Source organism: Novosphingopyxis sp., assembly GCF_965218915.1.
Lineage (GTDB): Bacteria > Pseudomonadota > Alphaproteobacteria > Sphingomonadales > Sphingomonadaceae > Novosphingopyxis.
The window spans coordinates 1,455,011-1,474,831 of sequence record NZ_OZ244708.1; the positions used below are offsets into that span (position 1 = coordinate 1,455,011).

Consider the following 19,821-nt stretch of genomic DNA (forward strand, 5'->3'; position numbering starts at 1 on the left):
TTTAGCCTTTCATCGCAGTGGCGAGCGTGTTGAGACGGGTACGGATGCTGTTGTCGATCATACGGCTGCCGATCTTGACGACCAGCCCGCCGAGGATCGACGGATCGACTTGGGATTGAACATTGACGTCGCGGCCGACGCGGGCGCGCAGCTGCTTGCGCAGCGCGTCCATCTGATCGTCCGACAGCGCGTGCGCGCTGACCACTTCGGCGGTCACTTCGCCGCGATGCGCAGCGGTGAGGATGTTGAAATCGCGCGCGACATGGCCGAGCTGTCCGAGGCGCCGGTTCTCGGAAAGAACACCGAGGAAATTGCGGGTGAGGGTATCCACGCCCAGCTGGTCGGCGACGGCGAGCACGGTGCGTTCGGCCTGATCGCGCGACAGCTCCGGGCTGGTCGTCACCGCCTTGAACGCGGGCACCTCGTCGAGCGCCTGCTTCAGCGTGTCGAGCGAGCGCTCGACTGCCGCGATCTCACTGCGGTCGCGCGCCAGCTCGAACAGAGCGGTCGCGTAGCGTCCCGCCAGGCTGGCCGAAATGCCGCTGGATGTCTCCACGCGCGAAATGTCCTTCCATTCTAAAGAATATCCGCAAGGTGAAATCGGCCATGCGGCACCGGGCCGGGAAACCGGCCTCGGCAATTCTGGGGCGCGGTTAGCATCCGGATTTGCCCTTTGCAAGGGCAGGGGGGCGCCTTGTGGTCCGTAAGACGAACTGCCGTGGGGGCGGGGTGGCGGCGTGGACATTCGGACGCAAGTTTCGGGATGCGATGAGGCATGTTGATCGCCACAGTGATGATCATGAGACAGCGCGATTCGATAATCGACGAAGAGAGCGCCTGGGCCGCGGTGCTCCGGCGCGACCGGAAACTGGACGGCCGCTTCGTCACCGGCGTGCACTCGACCGGCATCTATTGCCGGCCGAGCTGCGGTGCCAAGACGCCCGCGCGCAAGAATGTGCGCTTTTATCCGGACGGCGCGGCGGCGCGCGCGGCGGGGCTGCGCCCGTGCAAGCGCTGCCTGCCCGACGATGTGACGCGCGACGAAGCAGCCATCGCGGCGGCGCTGAAGCGGTTGCAGATGTCGGACGAATCGGTGCCGCTGGCTGAACTGGCCGAACAGGCGGGCTATTCGCCAAGTCATTTCCAGCGCATCTTCAAGCGGCAGGTGGGGCTTTCGCCCGCGGCATTTGCCCGCGCGCTGCGGATGGAGCGGGCGGAGGGCGCGCTGGACGGATCGGACAGCGTCACCGGCGCGCTCTACACGGCGGGGTTCAACGCGCCATCGCGGTTCTACGAGCAAATGGACGGGAGAATGGGCATGGCACCTTCGATCTGGAACGACGGCGGCAAGGGCGTGACTTTGCGCTGGGCAGTGGTAAGAACGAGCTACGGCAAGATGCTGGTCGCGGCGACGGACAAGGGCGTGTGCAGGCTGTGCTTCGGCGAGGGGGCGGACGAACTCGAACGGCGTTTCCCCAAGGCCAAACTCGAAGCGGGCGGCGCGGCGTTCGCGGGCCTGCTGCAGGATGTGGTGGGCGCGGTCGAGGCGCCCGGCGATTTCGCGCATATCCCGCTCGACGTGAAAGGCACCGCGTTTCAGGAGGCCTGCTGGAAAGCGCTGCGCGAGATACCAGTCGGTGAAACGCGCAGCTATTCGGACATCGCGGCGGCGGCGGGCAGTCCCAGGGCGACCCGCGCGGCCGGATCGGCCAATGCCAGCAACCCTGTCGCCGTGCTCGTCCCCTGCCACCGCGTCATCCGCAGCGACGGCAGTTTGGGCGGCTACGCCTATGGACCCGAAATGAAGAAGAAGCTGCTCGAAAAAGAGCGCACCTAGAGCGCGATGGGTTCTCCTTGCCGGGTCTATCCTAACTCCTCCATCCCCCTTCAGGCTCCCAACCTTGCTAACCATCGGCCTTCTCGCAGTCGTACACCAGCAGCTCGTTGGGCTGCGCGGGCAGCACCGCGTCGATCGCGTTCTGCATTTTGCCGAGCCGCTGCTGCGCATCGTCCCCGGCATCGCAGCTCGGCACGTCGAATTTCCGGCGGACCGATCGCGCCCGCTCCATCGCGTCCAGCCCAAGCAGATAGCGCTCGACGCGATATTCTCCGCTCGCCGGGTCGTAGCTGTTGCGGGACACGCTGCTGTCGACATTGGGCACGAAGATGCGGGTGTAGACATTTCCGTTTTCACCATATTGCGTGCGCCCGTTGACGCAGCCACCCGCTACCCATTCGAGCGGAATTTCATTCTCCCCCGACACGGTCACGCGGCTGCGATCGGGCTGGAGCCGGCAGATCAGCTTGCCGGTCATGCTGGAGGCGGCGGTATCGGCCTTCGGCGCGGTGATCTTGGGCAGGTCGATCCGGTCGTCGATATCGCCCATGCTGGGTCTGCCGAGATAGACCAGCACCGCGCCAAGCAGCAGTCCGCCGCCGATCACGCCGCCCGCGATCGCCGGATATTTCCGCCCGCGCGAAAAGAACAGACCGCCCGCGCCGGCCCCCACCACCGCCAGCGCCAGCAGCAGGCCGGCGAGCGCCATGCCGTCCTCACGGTCGGAGATCACGTCCAACTCTGCCTTATGCCGCGCCGCCGCCTCGGCCTCGGCGCGCATCACCGCGGCCTGGCGCTCTTCCCGGTCGATCCGCGCCTTGGCCGCCGCCTGACGCTCCTCCTCCGCGGCGGTCAGTTCGGCGACCGAGCGGCAGGGGGCGGCATTGGTCTGGAACTTGACCTTGGCCTTGCGCAGGAAACCGGTGATCTCGCGTGCCGAGACCGCGAAGAAGAATTCGGCGTCGTTGCCGTCGGAGACCGAGCCGAAGCTGTTGATGCCGAGCACGCGCCCACAGGCATCGACCAGCGGCCCGCCGCTATTGCCTGCGCCCAAGGGGGCGGTGTGCAGAATCGTGTCGAACTGCCGCGCCGAACGGCCGCCGGAAACCGATCCGCGCGTCTTGACCGGAGCCTGCGGGCGGATGAGATCCTCGACCTGCAGCCCCTGCGCCTTGTCGACGGTGCTGGGATAGCCGATCGCGACCACGTCCATGCCGTCGCTGGGCGCGCCGGTGTAGATCGCGTCCGGCGTCACCCGCGCGCCCCCGGAAAGCTTGAGCAGCGCCAGATCGTTTCCGGGACTATAGGCGATCACCTGCGCGCCATAGCTTTTGGCGCCTTCGGAAGGCACGACGCCGATGATGATCGATTCGTCACCTTGTACGGGCTCGACCACATGCGCGTTGGTCAGGATCAGGTCGGGGGCGATGGCCACGCCAGACCCGTGTCCTACGTAAAAAACCTGCCCCCCGTCCCGCGCCACCAGCACCACCCGCACCACGCCCCGGCTGGCGGCGGCGATGTCGGCGGGGTCGGCGCGGGCACTCGAAGAAGTGAGCGCGGCGAATGCCAGAACGATCACAAGCAGGAGATGGCGCATAAGGAAAATCGCTCCGGAAAATTCAGTGTCGCTATAGGAGGATGCCGCGCAAAGCCTCAAGAGCGCGCTTGCCATCACAGAAAACTGTACGGATCGACGTCCACCGTCACGCGCACGCCGCGCGGCCAGTCGAGGCTGCCGAGCCATTCGCGCATCGTGTCCTGCAGCGGGGCGGAGCGGCGGGCGTGGACGAGCAGGCGCTGGCGGTGGCGGCCGCGCAGCATGGCGAGCGGGGCGGGGGCGGGGCCGTAGACGACGGCGTCCTCCATTTCGGGGGCGCTCGCCTTGATCCGGCGCGCGGTCTCGGCGGCCTCGCTCTGGTCCTCGGACGACACGATGATCGCCGCCAGCCGCCCGAAGGGTGGAGCTCCGGCGTGGCGGCGGGCCTCGGTTTCCGCAGCGTAAAAGGCATCGCGCTCGCCCGCCACCAGCGCCTCGATCACCGCATGGCCGGGGCTGCGCGTCTGGACGATGACCTCGCCCGGCTTCTCGGCGCGGCCCGCGCGGCCCGCGACCTGCGCGATCTGCTGGAAAGTGCGTTCGGCGGCGCGCAGATCGCCGCCCTCCAGCCCGAGATCGGCGTCGATCACGCCGACCAGCGTGAGGTTCGGGAAATGATAGCCCTTGGTGACGAGCTGCGTTCCCACAATGATGTCGATCGCGCCCGCCTCGACCCGCGCCACGAATTCGGCGGCATGCGCGGGATTGGAAATGGTGTCCGATGTGGCGACCACGGTGCGCGCGTCGGGAAACAGTTTCTGCACCTCCTCGCAGATGCGCTCGACGCCGGGGCCGCAGGCGACCAGGCTGTCCGGCTCGCCGCATTCGGGGCATTTTTCAGGCAGTTTTTCCAGATGGCCGCAATGGTGGCAGGCGAGGCGGCGCATCAGCCGGTGCTCGACCATCCAGCTGGTGCAATTGGGGCACTGGATGCGGTGGCCGCAATGGCGGCAGAGCGTGAGCGGGGCATAGCCGCGGCGGTTGAGGAACAACAGCGACTGTTCGCCGCGCTCCAGCCGCTCCTCGATCGCGCGGATCAGCGTCGGCGCGATCCAATGGCCGCGCTCGGGCGGGTCCTGCAGCAGGTCGAGCGCCTTGATATCGGGCAGGCGCGCCTTGCCGTAGCGCGATGGAATCACGAGCTGCTCGTAGCGCCCGATCTCCGCCATGTGCCGCGATTCCAGCGCGGGGGTGGCCGAAGCAAGCACCACCGGCAGGCTTTCGTAAAGCCCGCGCATTACCGCCACGTCGCGCGCATGATAGCGCACGCCGTCTTCCTGCTTGAAGCTGGTCTCGTGCGCCTCGTCGACGATGATGCAGGCCAGGTCCGCGAACGGCAGGAACAGGGCCGAGCGCGCGCCGGCCACCACCTTGGCCGCGCCCGACGCCGCGCCGCGCCAGGTGCGGCGGCGTTCGGTCGAGCGCAGCGATGAGTGCCACAAGGCGGGTTCGGTGCCGAAGCGCGCGGCGAAGCGCTTGAGAAACGCCTGCGTCAGCGCGATTTCGGGGAGCAGCACCAGCGTCTGGCGGCCTTGGCGCAGCGCCTGCGCCACCGCCTCGAAATAGACCTCGGTCTTGCCCGATCCGGTGACGCCGTCGAGCAGGATCGGGGCGAAGCTGCGGGCGCTCACCGAGGCGCGCAGGCTCTCGGCGGCGATTGCCTGTTCGGGCGTGAGATCGACTTGCGCGAAATCAGGATCGAGCGCGGGGAAGGGCGCGTCGCTGCTGACCTCCACCGCCTCGAACGAACCGGCTTTGACGAGGCCCCGGATCACCGCGTCGGATACGCCGGCGCTGGCCGCCAGCTCGCGCACCAGCCCCTGCTCGCCGTCGAGCTTGGCCAGCGCCCGTTCGCGCTGCGCGGTCATGCGGGGGGGCTCTACGCCGGTGCTGCGATATTCGATCACCGTACCGCCGGGGCCAAGCGCGGAGGAACTCGGCAGGATCATCCGCAGCACCGCGGCGAGGGGGGCGAGATAATAGCCCGCCGTCCATTCGGCGAGCCGCCGCAGCTCGGGCCTGATCGGCGGGGTGTCGAGCACGGACAGGATGTTGCGCAGGCGGTTGTCGCCGACCTCCTCGACGGCGAATTTTTCTTCTTCCCAAACCACGCCGACGAGCCTTCGCGGCCCCAGCGGCACCTCGACGACCGAGCCGTGCTCCACCGCCATGCCTTGCGGCACCCGGTAATCGAGCGGCCCGACGGCGGCGGTGCGCAGGAGAACGCGGGCGCGGTTCATATTCGTTCAATGCGAGCCGCGGTTTGTCGATCGGGGGCGTCGATTCCCGCGCGTTCCGGAAGTTCGCGATAGCCCCTATACGGGGGGCCCGGAATTCCGCCCACCCGTTCCGTACCATCGACGAACGAAGAGCTTTGCGGGGAGTTCGATTGCCTGGGCACGCGGCTATTATAGCCGTTGGCGGCGATGTAGGACAGGGCTGTGCGCCTCAGAAGATGGCGAACAGGATCAGCGCCACGATCGTGCCGATCACCGGCACCAGCACGGTGGTCATCGCCACCGCGAGATAGGCGCGCGCATGCGTCTCGCCGCAGACCGCGCGGATGGTGGTGACGACATAGCCGTTATGCGGCAGGCTATCGAGCGCGCCGCTAGCGATGGCGACGACGCGGTGCAACTCGGACGGATCGGCCCCGGCGGCCAGATAATGCGGCGCGATCAGCGGCAGCGCGATGCTCTGCCCGCCCGACGCCGAGCCGGTGAGCCCGGCGATGACGGTGACAGCGATCGCCGCGCCGATGAGCGGATCGCCGGGCATGGACTGCACCGCGGTGAGCGCGTCCTGAAAGGCCGGCGTCAGCTGCGCGACCGCGCCGAAGCCGACCACCGCGCAGGTGTTGGTGATCGCCACCACCGCGCCGGTCGCGCCGACCGAGAACGCCGCGGGCAGGCGGCCGCGCGAGGGCAGGCCGATCAGCACCGCCACGACGATGCCCGAACCGAGCGCGACGACCAGCGCCCATTTGCCGAGGCTTTCGGCGGGCAGCACGGCGGACAGTGCCCCCAGATCGTCGGGATACTGGAAGGCGAGGAAGACCGCGAACACGGTCACCAGCGGCAGCAACGCGGCGTACCAGCGCGGCAGATCGGCCGGACCGCGCATGTCCTCCTCCGTCTCGGCGCGCGGTTCGAAACGCTCGCCCTTGGCGACGGCGCGCGCGATCATGCGCGACAGTATGACATAACCCAGGCCCGCCATCAGCAATGCGACGATCAGACTGACGCCCGCGCCCGCCCAGGCGGTGGTGCCGAGATATTGCATCGGGATGAGGTTCTGGATCTCCGGGCTCCCGGCGCTGGTCATGGTAAAGGTGACCGATCCGAACGCCAGCGCGCCGGGAATGAAGCGGTGCGGCAGATCGGCGGTGCGAAACAGCTGCACCGCGAGCGGATAGACCGCAAAGGCGACGATGAACACCGAGACGCCGCCATAGGTCAGGACCGCGGTCGCGAGCACCACCGCGGCGAGCGCGAAGCGGGGGCCGAGCGCGTCCGTCACCGCATGCGCGATGCTCGCCGCGGCGCCGGTGCGGCCCATCGTCTCGCCGAAGATTGCGCCGAGGAGGAAGATGAAGAACCAGTCGGCGAAGAAGCCGACGAAGCCGGCCATGTAGCTGGTCGCGAAGTCCGGCGCGCCTTCGGCCGCGAGCGGCGGCAGCCAGGCGAGGCCCGAGGTCAGCGCCACGACCGCGGCGGCGACCGGCCCGGCGATGAGGATGTTGACCCCGCGGATCGTCATCCAGATGAGCAGAGCGAGCGCGCCGACGAGGCCGATGGCGCTGATCATGTGGCGTTCTCCTTAAGATTTGGCGATTATGTGCTTTGCAAACCCAGTCGGATGGAAATTCAGAAACGGCATAACTCCGCCTTGCTTTGTACGTCATGCCGGCGAAAGGGCACCCAACAAAGTACTACTTTGTTGGGACCCGGAAAGGGCACCCAACAAAGTACTACTTTGTTGGGACCCGAAAGCTGGCATCTCAGGCCTCATGGCGATCCCGCCCGAGACCCCGACTTTCGCTGGGGTGACGAACAAATGAAACGGGTTTGCAAGGTACATAATCGCCTAAGATTTGCGGTGTGTGGCAGGGACGGGAAGGAGCGCGCAACACAAATCCTCTCAGTTCCCCTCCCCTTCAGGGGAGGGGGGAAGAAGCGACATCCTCCTGGAGGATTCAGATGGTCTGCGCGCGGTTTTCGTCGCGGTGCTTCTTGAGATATTTCATGAACGGGGTGCCGCCGGTGCCGACATCGCTGTCGTTGCCCGCGGAGCTGCTCGCCTGCTTGTTGATGTAGCTCGCGGCATATTCCAGATGGCGGGTGCGAAAGCGCGCGACCTGCTCGACACAGGCGTTGAACGCGGCCTTCAGGCTGTCCGTCTGGCCTTTGGCGAAATCGCGCAGGCTGCTGCTGGCGGCGACATCCTCGATGAAACGGCGGTGATCGGCCGGGCGATAGGCGTGCAGCTCTTCGAGAAATTCGCGTAGCGGATCGCTCTGGTGCACTACCTGGAACAGGCCGTCCATCGCCGGGACGATCGAGCTTTGCGATCCGGTCTGCCCGCGAAACGCCTGCGGCTTGCCTTCGAACGCGTCCACGCCTTCGTAGATCAGCCCCTCGGGCATCGCGGGATTGTTCTTCCAGCCGTGGATATAGGGCCGTACGCGGTTGAAATAGACATAGGGATCGCAGCGCTCGGTCATCCGGTCGAAGATCGCGTTCACCCGGTCCCACACGCCGTTCATTTCGGTCAGCTGCGCTTCGACCGCGTCGGCATCGCCGGCCTCGGCGGCGCGCACCAACTCGACCGCCAGCTCCAGCGCGCGGCCCGCCTCCGCCTCGATCGCGACATGGACCAGCACGAACCAGTTCTCGTCCATCCCGCCGAAGAAATTCTGCTTCATGCCGATATTTTCGAGGGTAATCGGGCCGGCCTTGTCGAACCGGTACCAGTTGTCGAGCACATAGGCGGAATAGGGCATCAGCGGCGGCTGGCCGTTGGCGCGGGTCAGCGCCTCGATCGGCACCGCGAGATTGGCGGGCAGGCTGGTCGGCGGCGCGTCCTCGCCCCAGACATAAGCCTGGACCAAGAAGGAATAGAGCACCATCGCGGTGACCAGCTGCGGCTTGGTCGCGCTCGCCACGAACGCCTCGATATCGGGCAGCGGCATGTCCTTCAGAAAGTTGCGGATATTCCCCGTGGTCATCATCGCCGAAAGGCGGTCGGCGGCGGTTTGTACCGGGGCGAAGGCGGCGGGCAGTTCGACATCGTCGATCTCGTGCGCGGACAAAAAGCCCCGCTCGCCCGAAAGCCCGTAATGGCTCAGGTCATGCAACATTATAGTCCCGTCCTAGTCTTAACTGCGTTATGCCGTCCGACTAGCACCTTGTATCGCGGCGTGCCAGACTCGTTACGGAACGGTTCAGGTGCGAACGGGTTGTTGGGATCGTTACGCAATCAAAGGATCGGAGTAGGACATCATGATCAACCTCAGAAAAGCGCTTCTTCCCGCGGCCGTCGTCATGGCGATCCCGCTGGCGGGCTGCGCCGACAATTACGCGGCCGAGGGTGCCGGAGCGGGCGGCCTGCTCGGCGCGGGCGTGGCCGCCGTGACCGGCGGGGACGTCGTAACGGGTGCCGCCGTGGGCGCCGCGGCCGGCGCGGCCGCGGGCTATTTCGTCGATAAGAACGACGGCTGCGACGGCTATAATCGCCAGGGCAAGCTCGACGACGATTGCTACGGTACCTACGGCTACCCGGCGCGCCGTCCGTACTGATCGGCGGCTGGACAACGAACCTTGAGGGCGCGCTGCTACCGGCGGCGCGCCCTTTTTCGTGCCGATCTCGGCGGCGGGCGGAGCGCGCCGTCCCGTTCGCCGCAGGTGACAAACGGCGGACGGGTTCGCTAGAGCGGGTGCAGCTTCACGCAAATTCGCGAAACAGCTGTGCCAGAAAAGGTTTCGAATGATCGATCGCCAGTTTCAGGGGTTTGGCGACGTGCCCATCGCCGCCAGCACCTTTGGCAATCCGGACGATCCGCCGCTGCTGCTGCTGCCGGGCGGGGGCCAGTCGCGCCGCGTGTGGGACGATGCCGGCCGCGCGCTCGCCGCCGCGGGTCGCTATGCCGTGAGCATCGATCTGCGCAGCCATGGCGAGAGCGGGCGGCCTGGCGACCGGCGCTACGATCTGGATGCGCATGTCCGCGATCTGTCCGCGATCCTCGCGCAATTTTCCTCACGCCCCGTGGTCGTCGGAGCCTCGCTCGGCGGGTGGATCGCGATGGCGACCTTGGGCGAGGGCGAGCCCGATCTCGCCACCGGTCTGGTGCTGGTGGATGCGCCGCCGCAGATCGATGCAAAAGCCGCTCGGGCACTGGGCGAAGCGCTGCGACGGTCCGAGCCTATGGGCGTTTCCGATGCCTTCGATCCCCTTGCCTTTGCGGATATGGATCTTGAGAATATCGAGCGGCGCCTGTCCGCGGCGGCGGCGCGTATCCGGCAGCCCACGTTGATCGTGCGCGGCCAGAACAGTACGCTCAGCACGCCCGAGGCGATCGCGGCACTCGCCGGATCGATGGCCGATGCCGAACATGCCGAGGTCGAGGGCGCGGGGCATCTCGCGGTGTCGGACCAGAGCGAGGCATTCAACGCCCTGCTGCTCGAATTTTTGGAGCGTCGCGTGCCGCGCGAGCCGCCCGAATATCGTCAGGGATCGGACAGCCGTACATTGCGCGATGCGCTCGGCTGCTTTGGTACCGGCGTCACCGTGGTCACCACGATCGACGAGAATGGCGGACCGGTGGGTCTGACCGCCAACAGTTTTACCTCGGTGTCGCTAGACCCGGAGCTGCTGCTCGTATGTCTCGCCAAGTCCGCGGGCAGCTTGCCCGCGTTCCAGGCGGCGGACAGTTTCGCGGTCAACGTGCTGCACATCGGTCAGCAGCCGGTGTCGAACCGCTTTGCCAGCCGCGGCGCGGACAAGTTCGCAGACACCGACGTAGAGACATGGGAGGGCGGGGTGCCGATCCTTAAAGGTTCGCTCGCCAGCTTCGAATGCGACAAGTTCGCGATGCACGATGGCGGCGATCACGAGATCCTGATCGGCCGCGTGCGCCGCGTGCGCTACGAGCCGCAGCGCGATCCGCTGCTCTATTTCCGCGGTAAATATCGCCGCCTGCATTTCGCTTGAGGCGTTCGACATCCTGGTCGCACCGGCTTTTACAGGTCCCGGCGAGCCCTCGCAGACCGAACGCGTCGAAAGTCGGCTCCCTCGCATCCCCTTGATCTGTCGCAACTTGCATCGTCCGATATGATAGCGCTATCATCTCCGTCTAAGGAGACTCTTGCATGCGTTTCGCCATCATGTCCGCCGCCGCGCTACTGCTGGCGTCCGCTCCTGTCGCCGCGCAGGGCAATGACGACGGCCTTCCCGTCGGCGCGTGTATCAATATCGGCAATCATCTCGAATCGCCTGACGAGAATGGCTGGGGTGGCGCGCGGATCGGTGAGGCGGACTTCCGCAACATCGCGGGCGCCGGGTTCGACACCGTGCGCATTCCGATACGCTGGGACAGCCATGCCGGCACCGATGCACCCTATACGATCGATCCGGCATGGCTGGACCGGGTGGAGGCGGTGGTCGACGGCGCGATGGGGGCGGGGCTCAACGTCATCCTCGACAGCCATAATTTTCTCGGGCTTCACGAAGCGCCCGAAGCGAACCGCGACGAACTCGCCGCGCTCTGGTCGCAGATCGCCGCGCGCTTCGCCGACCGTCCGGTGGGCCGGCTATGGTTCGAGATCGAGAACGAGCCGCACAATCAGCTGACCAACGTCAATCTTCCGCAAATTTACGCGCCCGCGCTTGCCGCCATCCGCACGAGCAATCCGGACCGGCCGGTGATCGTCGGCGGCGAGTTCTGGAGCGGGATCGATTCGCTGGCGACGCTGAACCTGCCCGACGATCCGCATATTTTCCCCACCTTTCATTATTACGAGCCCTTCGCCTTCACCCATCAGGGCGCCGAATGGCCAGAGGACAAGCAGCCGCTCGGCCGTATCTATGGCGGGCCGGAGGATGTGCAGCGGCTGAAAGACGATGTCGCCAAGGTCCGCGCCTATGTCGTGCGCACCGGCAAGACGCCGTTTATCGGGGAAAGCGGTGCCTATGAGGTGATCCCGCTCGATCAGCGCGTGGCCTATACCAGGGCGGTGCACGATGCGTTCGCGCCGCTCGGCATCGGCATGTGCACTTGGGCCTATACCAACACCTTTCCCTTTTACGATCACGAGAAGCAGCGCTGGCTGCCCGGGATGCTGGCGGCGATGGGGCTGCCGGGGACCGCAAAGGAATAAGGCGATGGCGCTGGAAATGTCGTCTGAATTGCAGACGTTCGAGGCACGCGTGCCGGGTATGCCGATCAACTATCAGACGCGGCTCGACCGGCCGCTCATAGGAGACGCCAGGTTTAGGGTCCCGAAGTCCTGTATCGGTCCGGTCCGGATGCTCGGCGCGAGCGGCGGTTGACCGAACGCCGCCCGATCCGCTCGCTCGTCATCGTCGGCGGCGGCACCGCCGGATGGATGGCGGCGGCCGCGGCGGCGCGTTTTCTGAACGACGGCCGGCGCAGCATTACGCTGATCGAGTCGGAGTCGATCGGCACCGTCGGCGTGGGCGAGGCGACGATCCCGCCGCTGCGCGATTTCAACCGCCTGCTCGGCATCGAGGAGGCCGAGTTCCTGCGCGAGACCGGAGCGACGATGAAGCTCGGCATCGAATTCGTGAATTGGGGGCGGGTGGGGGACCGGTATTTTCACAGCTTCGGCAAGCCGGGCCATGATTTCGAGGGCGTGGCCTTTCACCAATATCACGCCAAATATCGCGGGCGACCGGAGGTCGGGGCCTTGACCGATTACTGCCTCGGCGCGCAGGCCGCCTATCGCGGGCGGTTCGCGCCGCATTCGGGCGATCCGCGCTCGCTGCTCGGCGGCCTGTCCTATGCCTATCATTTCGACGCCGGGCTTTACGCCGCCTTTTTGCGCCGCCGCGCCGAGGCGGGTGGCGTCCAGCGGATCGAGGGCAAGATCGCCGCGGTGGCCAAGGACGATCGCGGCCATGTCAGCGGCCTGAAGCTGGACGACGGGCGCGTGGCCGAGGGCGAGTTGTTCATCGATTGTTCGGGCTTTCGCAGCCTGCTGCTGGGCGAGGCGCTGGGCGTGGCTTATCGCGACTGGTCCGCATGGCTGCCCTGCGACCGGGCGATGGCGGTGCCGAGCGCGCGCGCCGACCCGCTGCCGTCGATGACCCGCGCCACCGCGCTGGAGGCGGGCTGGCAATGGCGCATTCCGCTGCAGCACCGCACCGGCAACGGCATCGTCTACGCCGGCGAATATCTGTCCGACGAGGCGGCGCGCGCGGTGCTGCTCGGAAATCTGGAAGAGGAGCCGCATGGCGAGCCCCGCGCGCTGCGTTTCACCGCCGGAATCCGCGAGCGGCAATGGGAGGGCAATGTCGTGGCACTCGGTCTGGCCGCCGGTTTCGTCGAGCCGCTGGAATCAACCTCGATTCATCTTATCCAGACCGCCATTTCGAAACTGTTCTGGTTGTTTCCGGACAGCGAATTTGCCGAGATCGAGCGGCTGGAGTTCAACCGGCTGATGACCGAGGCCTACGAATATGTGCGCGATTTCATCGTGCTGCATTACAAGGCGACCGAGCGCGTCGACACGCCGTTCTGGCGTCGCATGCGCGATATGGAGATACCCGGCAGCCTGGCCCACAAGATCGCACTGTTCCGCGAAAAAGGGCGCGTGAAGCGCTACGATCACGATCTGTTCGCGCTGCCGAGCTGGGTGATGGTGATGCTCGGCCAGCATATCGAGCCGGTCGGCTATGATGCACTGGTCGACGCGATGGACGATGACCGCGTGCTGGGTGCCATGCGGCAGATCGCCGATACGGTGGCCGCCACCGCCGAGCGGTTGCCGCGCCATGAGGAATATCTGGCGCGGGTGCTGGCTCAGTCGATGCCGAACGCGCGGCGGACATAGGCGCGGATCATCTCCGCCCGGCCCGGCGAAGGAGGCCCCTGCACGCCCTTGAAATGATCGGGCAGATGCGCGGTGGTCGCGGCGGGATCGTCGGTGAACACGAAATGGTCGAACCAGCGGCGCCAGGCTTCGCGCTGCGGCGCGGGCAGATCGCGGATTTCCGATAGTGCCAACAAGAACGCGGCGAACGGCCGCTCGTCCCCGGCCGCGTCGAACCAGTAATTGACCAGAATATTGACGGGATCCAGCGCGGCGACGCCGTGCCACCAGAAGCTCGGGACGTAGATCGCGTCGCCCGGCGCCAGCTCGGCGGTGAGCGCCAGCGCTTCGGCTTTGGGATAGTCCGGATAGAGCGCGAGATCGGGCGCGTCGATATCGACCATGCTGACCGGCTGGCCCGCCGGTGTGTTTTCGAGCGGGCCGACATAGAGATGTTCCGTCGCCTCGGGGGGAAACAGGGTGAAGCGACGGCGGCCCAGAGCGACGACCGCGATATTGTCCGACAGGTCGTAATGCGGCGCGATGGTAGCGCGGCCGCTCAGCCAGAGGCGCGAGGCGGTACCGGGCCGGCCCATCGCAAGCGGCAACGGGTTGGCCAAGTCGAAACCCGGCAGATGCTGCGCGGTCTCGGTCGCCCCGGCGTAGAGACCGGGCGGATCGGTCGCGGCGCGGTCGTCCAGCAATCGTCGGCCGACCTGCGAAACGGTGCCGGGGCGACGCACGAAATTGAAGCCGCTCCGGTCGGCCCGGTAAAAGAAGCGGCCGCGCTCGGATGGCGGCGCGATCATCACATCGGCGGGCTTGCCGCTATCGAAATCGGCGATGTAATCGATCGCCTGCTCCGCTCCGTCGCGTGCGGCGGCGACCAGCGGCCAATCCGCCGCCAACCCGCGTATCACCGCGGGCCGATAGGCGGGAATCGACTCGCGTTCGAACCGCGCGGCGTCGACGCCCTCGATTTCCTCGACCGGCTGTATCGGCGGGCTCATGAAGGGCAGGGCAGCGCTTGGTCCACCGCTGTATCGAGCGCGACGCGCGAAAGACTCACCGTCACGGGACCCGTCAGTCCGAGCGAGAACGGCACGGAGATGCGGTCCATCCCGACGCCCTTGGCCGCGAAGCATTTGAGCGGGATGCCATAGCTCACCCATTTCCCGTCCGCGACGAGCCCGCTCAGCGGCACCGACGCACCGCAAGTCGCGCCCGCGCACAGCATCGACAGCGTTGGCGACGTTCCGGGCGCACGGTCCACTTTCATGGCAAAGGCCAGCATCACATCGGCATTGGTCTCGCGGTCCAGATCGATCGGCGCCTGCGTCTCCAGCGCGATGGTCGCCTTGCCGCCGGACAGCGCGAACTGGCGCGCGCCCTCCTGCACCTCGGTGTTGACGGCGGTCACCGTCATGCGTCCGTCCAGCGTGGTGAGCGGCACGCTGGTGACGCGGGTCGTGCTGCTGGAGCCATCCCCGACGATCAGCGACCAGGACGGCGATGGAACACCCTTGGACAGCCACACGGTGCCGTTGTCATTCTCCGCCACGCCGGTCGCTTCGGGCAATGTCTTCCATGCCGCCCGATCGGCGAGCGTCAGACCATAGCCATAGTCGAACAGTTTCGCGCCCTTGGCATCGGCGGTCATCGGCCAGGCGGTCGGCAGTTTGCCGGAAAAATCATAGCGCGCGCGCCCGTCCTTGCCCGCCACCAGCATGTCGGCCACGCCCTCGCCTTCCGATCCGGGCAGCCAGGCGGCGACAAAGGCATCGGCGGTGTTGAGCTCGGGGTTCATGAACAGCGGACGCCCGCTGATCATGACCGCGACCACCTCGATCCCGTCCGCCTTCAGCTTTTTCATCATCCCGATCGCACGTAGATCGTCGGCCAGCTGCAGCGTTTTGCGGTCGCCCTGGAACTCGGCATAGGGCTGCTCGCCGAACAGCACGATGGCGACGTCGGGCTTGGCCGCATAGCTGCCATCGGGCGAGAAGTTTGCATTGCCGCCCGCCTCGCGCACCGCCTGATCGATCCCGCTCCAGATCGAGGTGGCGCCGGGAAAATCGCTATTGTCGATGCCGGTGCCCTGCCAGGTCAGCGTCCAGCCGCCCGATTGCTGCGCGATGTCGTTCGCCGCCCCGCCCGCGACGAGCACCTTTGCCCCCGGTTTGATCGGCAGCAGCGATTCGCTGTTCTTCAGCAGCACCAGCGACTTGCGCACCGCCTCACGCGCCAGCGCGCGGTGTTCGGTGCTGCCGAGCTGGCTCCAGTCGCCCGCCAGCGGCCGCGCGGAGGGCCTGCCCGCCTCGAACAGGCCGACCCGCATCTTGACGCGCAATATCCGCCGCACCGCATCGTCGAGCCGTGCCATCGGCACCCTGCCCGACTTCACCTCGGCCAGCAGCGACTTGTACAGCGGCTTCCAGGTGTCGGGCGCCATATACATGTCGAGCCCCGCGAGCATCGCCTGCGGGCAATCGGTGTTGCTGCACCCTTCAACCTGCCCATGCGCGTTCCAGTCACTGACGATGAACCCATCGAAATTCATGCGGTCTTTCAGCACGCCGGTGAGCAACGAATGATTGCCGGTCATCTTGACGCCGTTCCAGCTGGAGAAGCTGGCCATGACGGTGGCGACGCCCTGTTCGATCGCGGGGACATAGGGCGCGCCGTGGATGTCGCGCAATTCGGTTTCGGAGATCACCGCATCGCCCTGATCCTTGCCGCCCTCGGTGCCGCCATCGGCGAGGAAATGCTTGGTCGAGGCGATGACGTGCGGTCCGGCAAGCAGCGGACCATCGCTCGGATCGCCCTGCAGCCCGTCGATCATCCTGCCGACATAGGCGCTGACCAGCGCCGGATTGCTCGAATAGCCTTCATAGGCGCGGCCCCAGCGATAATCCTGCGGCACGGTGACGGTCGGCGCAAAGGTCCATTCCTGGCCGGTGGTGCGGATTTCCACGGCGGTGGCCGCGCCGATGCGCTCGATCAGGTCCGGATCATGCGCCGCGCCCAGACCGATATTGTGCGGGAACAGCGTTGCGCCGACGATATTGCTATGGCCATGGACCGCGTCGATGCCCCATATGATCGGGATCGCCACCCCGCCGTCGGATGTGTCCATCGAGGCATCATAGAACTGGTCGGCGAGCGCCAGCCAGGCTTCCCTGGGCGCCAGATCGTCATTGCCCGGCCCGCTATTGCCGCCGTTGAGCACCGAACCCAGATGATAGGTCTTCACGTCCTCGGGCGTTAGCGAGCCAATGTCCCCTTGGATCACCTGGCCGACCTTTTCCTCCACGCTCATGCGCCCGATCAGATCGCTGATGCGCTGCTCGGTCGCGGGCTGGCGCGCCAGCGGCCATTGGGCCGTGGGCCACAAAGCGGGATGCGCAATGCCCGACTGGCCCGCCGCCGTCGGCGCAGGAAGCGCCGCTGTGTCGGGCGAAGGACCGACCGGCATGGTCGTGCAGGCGGTGGCGAACAGGACGGCGAGGGCACTGGCGAGGAGCGGGCGGTTCATCAAATTCTCCGGCATTGTTTGGAAGGCGGGTCAGGACAAAGCGGCCGCGAGCATCCTGTCCGCGGCTTGATCGGTGGGGAGGAGGGCGGTGGGATCGATCCGTTCGGGCCGCAGGCCGCATCCGATCAGCAGCGCCAGCCACTGACCGCGCGATACGGGATCGCCCTCGCGCAGCGGAAGGCGTCCGCGGTGGCGGAATTGTTCGACGATGGCGGTGAGACCGGGCGGCATGATGGACGCCCACGCGCCGAGCAGGAAGGGCGCGCTCGCCCATTCGAGCGTGGCGACATGCGCGGCGGTGGTCTGACGATTATATTCGCCGCGCACCGCGTCCAGCGCACCCTCCGGCGGAAGGAGCCGGATCGCGCGCAAGATGTCGGCAAGCGCGGTCGATAGAGCCAGGCCGTAGAGCGGTGGCACATCGATCGCGGCCTGGCCGAATGCGATGCGCTTGCCCTGCCAGGGCTGCGCGGCGCGGCCGGACCGGCGCTCGGCAGGCGCGAATGTCGCGCTCTGCTGGCCGATGCGCAGGAGCAATCGTCCGCCTTGTTCGCTGATCTGCTCGGCCGCTTGTTGAACGGTGGGAGCTCCCTGAAGATCGACGGCATCGAAGCTCGGCAGGAAATCCGACCAGTCCTCCCAATCGCTTGTCGTCCGATCGGCCTGCGGATATGGGCGACAATCCAGCTCCAGTGCGCACGCCTCGCCATCCGGTTCGCTTGGCTGTTCGATCCCGATCGCGCCCGCCATGCGCCGCAGCAGATCGCGATATCCGGCCGCATCGAAGCGATAGCCGGGCGGCGCGGAGCGATCGTCCAGCAGCGTTTCGGGCTGCGGCGCATCGCCCGCATCCTCCCGCCGCAACCATAACTGGTGCAATGCCGCGCCGTCCGCGAACGGCTCTCTGCCTCGCTCCGGCACGCCAAAGCTGAGGCGGGCACCCCCCCAATTCCCGAACCGACTCACGCGCGTTTCGACCGGGCGCGCCGCCGTTTCGAACAATCGCGCGTCGAGCCCGATCTTGCGGTGAAAGTCGGCGAGTATAGGTCCCGCGGCGCCGTATTGCGGCTGCGCCATATCGTCCTCGCCGCCGATCAGCGTCACCTCGGCGCGCGGCAAAGCGCGCTTGTACGCGATCGCGGCGGCAAGCGCGACGATATCGCCGCCGAAAACCCGGATGCGATGGGCGCCGCTCATGCCGCTACCCTGACACGCTGGCGCTCGAGCATTTCGCGATGATCGGGCATGGCGGCAACGCGCCGCGCGATCTCGCCCGACAGATCGGCCATCGCCTTGGCCAGCGCCGCATCGGGCGGATTGTCCGCACGCGGATCATGGCCAGCGGGTACGATGCCCTGCCCGAGATACACCGCCACCCAGCTCGGCTCGAGAAACAGGCCTTCGCTGTAATGCTCGACATGGCCCGAGCCTTCCCACAGCGCCATCTTGCGCCGCAGCGTCTCGGGAATGGCCATGCCGCGCACATGCCTCCAGAAATCCGAATCGTCGCGGCGCGTGGCGTGATAATGCAGGATCAGGAAATCGCGCACCCGGTCATATTCCAGATCGACGAGGCGATTATATTCATTGCGGTCTAGCGCCGACATGCTTCGGTCGGGGAACAGCTCGATCAGCCGCGTGATCGCCATCTGCACAAGGTGGATGCTGGTCGATTCGAGCGGCTCGAGAAAGCCGCCCGCGAGCCCGATCGCCACCACATTGCGCACCCAGCTGCGCCGCCGGCGGCCCGCCCGGAAGCGCAGCACGCGCGGATCGGCCAGAGGCTCGCCCTCGATCGCATCCAGGATTTGCGCGCAGGCCTCGTCCTCCGAGAGATGCGCGCTCGAAAAGACATAGCCATTGCCGATGCGGCGGCGCAGCGGAATGCGCCAGCGCCAGCCCGCGGGCATCGCGGTGGCGCGGGTATAGGGTTCGATCGGCCCCCCGGGCGCTTCGCAGGGCAATGCGGCGGCGCGGTTGCAGGGCAGCCATTCGGACCAGTCCTCCCATGCCTTATCGAGCTCGCCGCCGATCAGCAGCGCGCGAAAGCCCGAGCAGTCGATGAACAGATCGGCGGCGATGCGCCGTCCGTCTTCCAGCGTCACAGCCGCGATGTCGCCGGTCTCACCGGCGCGCTCGACCCCGACCACTTTGCCCTCGGTGCGCGCCACGGCCCGCTTTTCGGAAAAGCGGCGCAGGAGCGGCGCGAACTTGGTCGCATCGAACTGATAGGCATAACCAAAACTGCTATCGAGTTGGTCGCCAACGGCGGGAGGGCGTGTGAACCGGTTGGCTCGCGCGGCCGTGATCGGTAGGCTATATTCGTCGATCGGTAGCGCCGCGCCGTTTGCGCGACCGCGCAGCCAATAATGGTGAAAACCGACATCGGCGAGATCGAACCCGTATGCGCCGAAGGGATGGATGTAACTCTCGCCGATCGCGCCGAAATCGCGAAAGTCGATGCCCAGTTTGAAGGTCGCGCCGGTCGCTTCCATAAATTCGGCTTCGTCGATGCCCAGCCGCTGGATGAAGGCGCGCAGGTGCGGCAGCGTCGCCTCGCCCACCCCGACGACGCCGATCTCCTCCGATTCGATCAGCCGGATGTCGATTTGCGAGCCCAGGAAGCGGGACAGCGCCGCGGCGGCCATCCAGCCGGCGGTGCCGCCACCCACGATGACCACGCGCATCGGATCGCCGGCCGAAGGGTCGCGCCGTGCGTCTTCCCGCGACGATCTCGCGTCTTGGCTCACGCCGACCTCCCGATCCTCAACTTGCCCACCACAAAAGCAGCCCGGCTAAT

15 protein-coding genes are annotated in these 19,821 nt (G+C 66.7%); 6 read left to right on the plus strand and 9 right to left on the minus strand.

The features are described from left to right. Position 1: 1 nt before the first annotated feature. Positions 2-556 carry a F0F1 ATP synthase subunit delta gene (locus ACOQPC_RS06685; protein WP_420607860.1) on the minus strand — a complete coding sequence of 185 codons (555 nt, stop codon included), beginning with the start codon at positions 554-556 and terminating at the stop codon, positions 2-4. Between the two features lie 219 nt (positions 557-775). Here ACOQPC_RS06685 and ACOQPC_RS06690 point away from each other — a divergent pair, with 219 nt between their 5' ends. Then, on the plus strand, positions 776-1,837 hold the full coding sequence (locus tag ACOQPC_RS06690; RefSeq protein WP_420607861.1) for a bifunctional transcriptional activator/DNA repair enzyme AdaA: 1,062 nt from the start codon (positions 776-778) through the stop codon (positions 1,835-1,837). Positions 1,838-1,904: 67 nt separating this feature from the next. Here ACOQPC_RS06690 and ACOQPC_RS06695 read toward each other — a convergent pair whose 3' ends face one another. From ACOQPC_RS06695 to ACOQPC_RS06710, 4 genes are all read right to left on the minus strand, one after another. Further along, a complete protein-coding gene (locus ACOQPC_RS06695; RefSeq protein WP_420607862.1) occupies positions 1,905-3,437 on the minus strand; it encodes a S1C family serine protease in 1,533 nt (510 codons plus the stop codon). 74 nt (positions 3,438-3,511) lie between these two features. Next, on the minus strand, positions 3,512-5,677 hold the full coding sequence (locus ACOQPC_RS06700) for a primosomal protein N' (RefSeq protein ID WP_420607863.1): 2,166 nt from the start codon (positions 5,675-5,677) through the stop codon (positions 3,512-3,514). 208 nt (positions 5,678-5,885) lie between these two features. After that, on the minus strand, positions 5,886-7,244 hold the full coding sequence (locus ACOQPC_RS06705; protein ID WP_420607864.1) for a GntP family permease: 1,359 nt from the start codon (positions 7,242-7,244) through the stop codon (positions 5,886-5,888). Between the two features lie 388 nt (positions 7,245-7,632). Continuing rightward, positions 7,633-8,796, minus strand: a complete 1,164-nt coding sequence (locus tag ACOQPC_RS06710; protein WP_420607865.1) for an indoleamine 2,3-dioxygenase — start codon at positions 8,794-8,796, stop codon at positions 7,633-7,635. 142 nt (positions 8,797-8,938) lie between these two features. Here ACOQPC_RS06710 and ACOQPC_RS06715 point away from each other — a divergent pair, with 142 nt between their 5' ends. The 5 genes from ACOQPC_RS06715 to ACOQPC_RS06735 all read left to right on the plus strand — a co-directional run bounded on the left by ACOQPC_RS06715 (position 8,939) and on the right by ACOQPC_RS06735 (position 13,507). After that, positions 8,939-9,235 carry a hypothetical protein gene (locus ACOQPC_RS06715; protein WP_420607866.1) on the plus strand — a complete coding sequence of 99 codons (297 nt, stop codon included), beginning with the start codon at positions 8,939-8,941 and terminating at the stop codon, positions 9,233-9,235. A gap of 187 nt (positions 9,236-9,422) precedes the next feature. Beyond that, a complete protein-coding gene (locus ACOQPC_RS06720) occupies positions 9,423-10,646 on the plus strand; it encodes an alpha/beta fold hydrolase (RefSeq protein WP_420607867.1) in 1,224 nt (407 codons plus the stop codon). Between the two features lie 158 nt (positions 10,647-10,804). Then, the gene (locus tag ACOQPC_RS06725) at positions 10,805-11,812 is read left to right on the plus strand and encodes a glycoside hydrolase family 5 protein (RefSeq protein WP_420607868.1); all 1,008 of its coding nucleotides are present in this window, start codon (positions 10,805-10,807) and stop codon (positions 11,810-11,812) included. 4 nt (positions 11,813-11,816) lie between these two features. Then, positions 11,817-11,984 (plus strand): hypothetical protein, encoded by a 168-nt coding sequence (locus ACOQPC_RS06730; RefSeq protein ID WP_420607869.1) that lies wholly within the window; start codon positions 11,817-11,819, stop codon positions 11,982-11,984. Further along, entirely contained in the window at positions 11,981-13,507 is a 1,527-nt protein-coding gene (locus tag ACOQPC_RS06735; protein WP_420607870.1) for a tryptophan halogenase family protein, read from the plus strand. The genes ACOQPC_RS06730 and ACOQPC_RS06735 overlap by 4 nt, the downstream gene beginning before the upstream one ends. Here the strand turns inward: ACOQPC_RS06735 and ACOQPC_RS06740 are convergent. The 4 genes from ACOQPC_RS06740 to ACOQPC_RS06755 are packed head-to-tail and all read right to left on the minus strand — an operon-like array spanning position 13,477 to position 19,771. After that, positions 13,477-14,496, minus strand: coding sequence for a cupin-like domain-containing protein (locus tag ACOQPC_RS06740; protein WP_420607871.1), 1,020 nt, complete (start codon positions 14,494-14,496; stop codon positions 13,477-13,479). The genes ACOQPC_RS06735 and ACOQPC_RS06740 overlap by 31 nt on opposite strands. Next, a complete protein-coding gene (locus tag ACOQPC_RS06745; RefSeq protein WP_420607872.1) occupies positions 14,493-17,021 on the minus strand; it encodes a glycoside hydrolase family 3 N-terminal domain-containing protein in 2,529 nt (842 codons plus the stop codon). Before ACOQPC_RS06745 ends, ACOQPC_RS06740 begins: the two co-directional genes overlap by 4 nt. Before the next feature lie 30 nt (positions 17,022-17,051). Next, a complete protein-coding gene (locus ACOQPC_RS06750; RefSeq protein ID WP_420607873.1) occupies positions 17,052-18,218 on the minus strand; it encodes a tryptophan 7-halogenase in 1,167 nt (388 codons plus the stop codon). Continuing rightward, positions 18,215-19,771, minus strand: coding sequence for a tryptophan halogenase family protein (locus tag ACOQPC_RS06755; protein WP_420607874.1), 1,557 nt, complete (start codon positions 19,769-19,771; stop codon positions 18,215-18,217). The genes ACOQPC_RS06750 and ACOQPC_RS06755 overlap by 4 nt, the downstream gene beginning before the upstream one ends. Positions 19,772-19,821: the final 50 nt, after the last annotated feature.